The organism is Streptomyces sp. NRRL B-24572 (assembly GCF_002156145.1).
Taxonomy (GTDB): Bacteria; Actinomycetota; Actinomycetes; order Streptomycetales; family Streptomycetaceae; genus Streptomyces; species Streptomyces vietnamensis.
Map to the genome: position 1 here is coordinate 1 of NZ_MWIG01000938.1, position 3529 is coordinate 3529.

Genomic DNA, 3529 nt, shown 5'->3' on the forward strand with positions numbered 1-3529 from the left:
GTGGTGGGGGCGATTTCCTGGGCGGCGCGGTGAGCGGCCAGCTTGAGGTCGTTGAACGCCCGGGCCACGTCCCTGCCCGCGTCGGCGAGCTGCGAGGCGGCTCGGGCGGACGTGGAGAGGGTGGCGGCGTTGGGAAGACTCGACGGGTTGAAGTGCCGCAGGGCGCCGGCGAGCTTCCCGGTCGCCTTGGCGATGTCCCGGATCTTGTCGGGCTTCGCCTTGTCGACGGCCTTGTTGACCTTGCCGAGCTCGCGGACGTCCAGCCGGTGGGTGTTGTAGGTCTGCACGGCGGTGGCGAGCTCGGTGACCTTGGTGGCCGTCTGGTCGATCTTGTCGGGATCGGCGGTGGTGATGGCCGGGTTGAGCTTGTCGAGCGCCTTCGCCGCCTGCCGCATCTTCAGGTTGGAGGGCATGCCCCGGACGTTGCTGTTGAACGTGCGGATGTGGGGGTTGACGGCTTCGAGCGCGGACTTCAGGTTGCCCAGTTCGGTGGGGGTGAGGGTGCTCGCGGCCATGGCGATGATCGGCGCGGCCTCGGCCTGCGCGCGGCGCTGGAACGTGGGGAGGCCGTTGTCGCCGAGGGTGAGGATCCGGCCTTCGCTGCTCGCGTTTCCGCGGCGGCGGCCGATGGCCCGGGTGATCGGTTCGAGCGCCGCGTTGAAGAGCTTTCCGAGGTCGAAGAGCTTGCCGACCAGCAGGACGCCGAGGGCGCCGATGGCCAGCGGGATGGCGCTGGTCAGTGCCGTCTGGTCCTTGAAGGCCGCGAGGACGTCCTTGAAGCCGAGCCCTTCGATGATGGCTTCCCACCAGGCCTTTTTCTCGTCCTTGCCTCCCTTGACCGCCTCGATGATCTCCTTGGTCTTGTTGTCGAGGTCCGTGCTGGTGGCGGCCTTCGGTGTGCTGACCTCCTTCTTGACCTCGTCGAGCTCTTTCTTGACCTCGGCGATCTTGCCGAGGATCTCGTCGTGCTGGTCTGCCATGGGTTGCTCCGCTTCCGGCCGGTGACGGCCAAGCGCCGAAAAGCCCCTGCCGACATGGAGCTTCGGCAGGGGCTCGTGCGTGGGGCGGGCGGTTCGGGAGGCTAGGCGTCCTCGTCCCGGCGGGCGCCGCGTCGCACCGTCGCGAGGGCGTCGTTCCAGCCCGCGGCGTACGCGAGGGTCTCGTAGCGGGAGACCTCGGCGCACAGCGTGCCGAGCAGGGCTCTCTTGTCGAGGGCGACGGGTCCGTCGAGGAGCTGGCGGAGGCGGTCCTGGAGCGGGATGTGCGGTCGGGATGCCTCAGCCTGCTGAGTCATGGACGCCTGCCTTCCGGTTGCTTGCCCGTGCGTGTGTGGCGGCGCCGCGGAGTGAGGAGCGGGGGCACCACGTATTCGAACTGTTGTGCGAACAGAGTGTGGAGCATCTGTTCGATGTTTGTCGAGCGGGAAACGTCTGACGGCGTGTCTTCCCGCATGTTTCCCATGGGACTTGGTCCGCGATCGGAGCTGGTGTTCGACCCGGGTACCCTGGATGACGCGTTCCCTGGACCTGACTTACTCGGGGAGCCGGGGGACGCGAGGGGCGCGTGGGGACCCCAGGGGGTCGGAAGGCAGTGCTGCGCATGAACACGGAGCCGGGCGGTAACCGGCGCGAGCAGGTCGTCGACTGGCTCGAATCCCACTCTGATCTGCCTCATCTCTTCGCGCGGCTCGCCGAACTCGTCCACGTCGCCGGGTACGCCCCGGAGGACCTCGTCGTGCTGCCCCGCGCCGAGGTCGACCGCCGTGAGACCGCCGCGTTCACCGCCGGCTGGGCCGAGGCCGTCTCCGACGAACTCCCCCGCATCCGCAGGGAGTACGAGCGGCGCGTGGCCGACGCCTACGCCCAGGGGCAGGGTGACGCGCGTGGAATCCGGCGCCCGCAGCGGCGCACGGACGCCGCCCACCCGGACGGGGCCCGCGTCATCCCGCTGCCCTTCGCCCGGCTCATGGAACCCCCGGCCCTGGTGGTCGACGCCGAGGAACGCGTACGCCGGGAGCGCGAGCGGTTCGAACAGCGCCCCGAGCCGACGTACGAGCCGGAGCCCGCGCCGGTGGACGAACCCGAGCCGGAGCACGCGCCCGAACGCGAACCCGTACCCGAGACGGAGCGCGGGTCCGAGCCCGGGCCCGCGCCCGAACCCGAGGCGGACGACCGGGTGAACGCCCAGGAGAGCCGTCCCCGCAGGAACGCCCAGCCGGTGCGGAAGGTCGTCCGCGGCAAGGGCGGCCGCCCGATCGTGCCGCCGCTCAGCGGCGTACCCGGTCAGACCGGCGGGAGCCCCGAGCGGCGCGGCCGCCGGCTCTCCGAACGGGCCAGGACCCTGGAGGACGAACTGGCCGAGCGAGCAGCACAGGAAGCGCCCCCGGATCCCGCTTCCTGACGGGAGCGGGATCCGGGGGCGAAGGGGGCGACCGAAGGAGTCAGCCGAAGAAGCGGGCGAGGGCCGAGGGGGAGACCGTCTCGCCGGCGCCCTCCGGCGGGGACTCCCCGTCCTGCCCCTCCCCGTCCTCGTCCGTGAGGCCCGGCCGGGGGACGGGCTTCGGCGGATCCGGGGTCTCGTCGTCCTCACTGGAGTTGACGCACTGGAACATCCAGTTGGCGGCGGCCAGATGGTCCACGACCGCGGCGAGGAGGTGGTCGGAGAGCGACCACTCCGCCGACTCCCCGTGGATCTCGCGCTGCACGGCACCCTCCGCCGGAAGGTGCTTGATCATGACCATCAGGCGCCGGCTGGAGAGCTCGCCCCGGTGCCAGTCCAGGAGATCGGTGGCGTAGTAGCGGAGCAGGTCCGCTTCGAGGGCCTCGGCGTGTTCGTCGACGAACTCGACGAGGCTCAGTCTTCCCCCAGGCCGAGCCCGGTCTCCTTGCCGTAGGCCTCCAGGATGGCGGCGATGTCCTGCACCGTGAGGTCGTGCTCCTCGAAGCGGACGTACTGCTCCTCACCCATCAGGAGTTCGAGCAGACCGTCCACGTCGTTGTCGTCGAGCTTCCGCAGCGCCTTCGCGGTCTTGCGGGAGAGCTCGGTGGGAAGCGTGTAGGACTCGCCGTCCAGCTCGAAGGACCAGGTGCGGCCGTGGGCCTCCAGGCGCTGGGCGCGGGCGGCGTTGACGTCGAAACGGGCCATGGTGTGCGTACTCCTTGTTCGCGTGGTGCGCGTGGGTGAAGAGGAGAGGGGGTGGGGCGGGACGGCGGTGCGCCGTCCCGCCCCGGACGAACCCCCTGCCGAGGACGGACCCCTGCCGGGGACAGACCTCTGTCAGGGAGCCCTGTGGGGATGGATCAGACGGACGCGCTGTACTGCGTGTCCTTCATGAGGAAGGTCGCCAGCGGCTTGCCGTCGCCGTTCGACATCGCGGTGAAGGTGAGGCCGAGGGTGGCGGCACCCTTGCGGTTCAGCTTGATGTCGTCGGTGGCGGTCACCTGGCCGCGCGGGATGATGAAGCGGTAGGTGACGGCGGTGGTGCCACCGGCCTTGACGTCGGTGAACTCGAGGCCGAGGGCGCGGGCGT

5 protein-coding genes and 1 pseudogene are annotated in these 3529 nt (G+C 70.4%); 1 reads left to right on the plus strand and 5 read right to left on the minus strand.

The window, feature by feature from the left end:
• Positions 1-980 (minus strand): hypothetical protein (locus tag CCN56_RS38535; protein WP_143664787.1); only part of this gene is annotated, 980 nt, incomplete at its 3' end.
• 101 nt (positions 981-1081) lie between these two features.
• Entirely contained in the window at positions 1082-1294 is a 213-nt protein-coding gene (locus tag CCN56_RS38540; RefSeq protein ID WP_086832294.1) for a hypothetical protein, read from the minus strand.
• Positions 1295-1599: 305 nt separating this feature from the next.
• Between CCN56_RS38540 and CCN56_RS43690 the strand changes: the two genes are divergently transcribed.
• Positions 1600-2400, plus strand: a complete 801-nt coding sequence (locus CCN56_RS43690; RefSeq protein WP_179200147.1) for a hypothetical protein — start codon at positions 1600-1602, stop codon at positions 2398-2400.
• A gap of 40 nt (positions 2401-2440) precedes the next feature.
• On the opposite strand, the gene CCN56_RS38550 is transcribed toward CCN56_RS43690, so the two are convergent.
• The 3 genes and pseudogenes from CCN56_RS38550 to CCN56_RS38560 all read right to left on the minus strand — a co-directional run.
• Complete coding sequence (locus tag CCN56_RS38550) at positions 2441-2734, minus strand: hypothetical protein (protein WP_373412954.1); 294 nt, start codon at positions 2732-2734, stop codon at positions 2441-2443.
• 119 nt (positions 2735-2853) lie between these two features.
• Complete coding sequence (locus CCN56_RS38555) at positions 2854-3144, minus strand: hypothetical protein (protein WP_086832297.1); 291 nt, start codon at positions 3142-3144, stop codon at positions 2854-2856.
• A 155-nt stretch (positions 3145-3299) separates the two neighbouring features.
• Positions 3300-3529, minus strand: a pseudogene (locus tag CCN56_RS38560) (phage tail protein); the annotation flags it as partial.

Coding starts and splice junctions, on each gene's coding strand:
- CCN56_RS38540 (WP_086832294.1), bottom strand. CDS start 1,294: ATGACTCAGCAGGCTGAGGCATCCCGACCGCACATCCCGCTCCAGGAC.
- CCN56_RS43690 (WP_179200147.1), top strand. CDS start 1,600: ATGAACACGGAGCCGGGCGGTAACCGGCGCGAGCAGGTCGTCGACTGG.
- CCN56_RS38550 (WP_373412954.1), bottom strand. CDS start 2,734: ATGATCAAGCACCTTCCGGCGGAGGGTGCCGTGCAGCGCGAGATCCAC.
- CCN56_RS38555 (WP_086832297.1), bottom strand. CDS start 3,144: ATGGCCCGTTTCGACGTCAACGCCGCCCGCGCCCAGCGCCTGGAGGCC.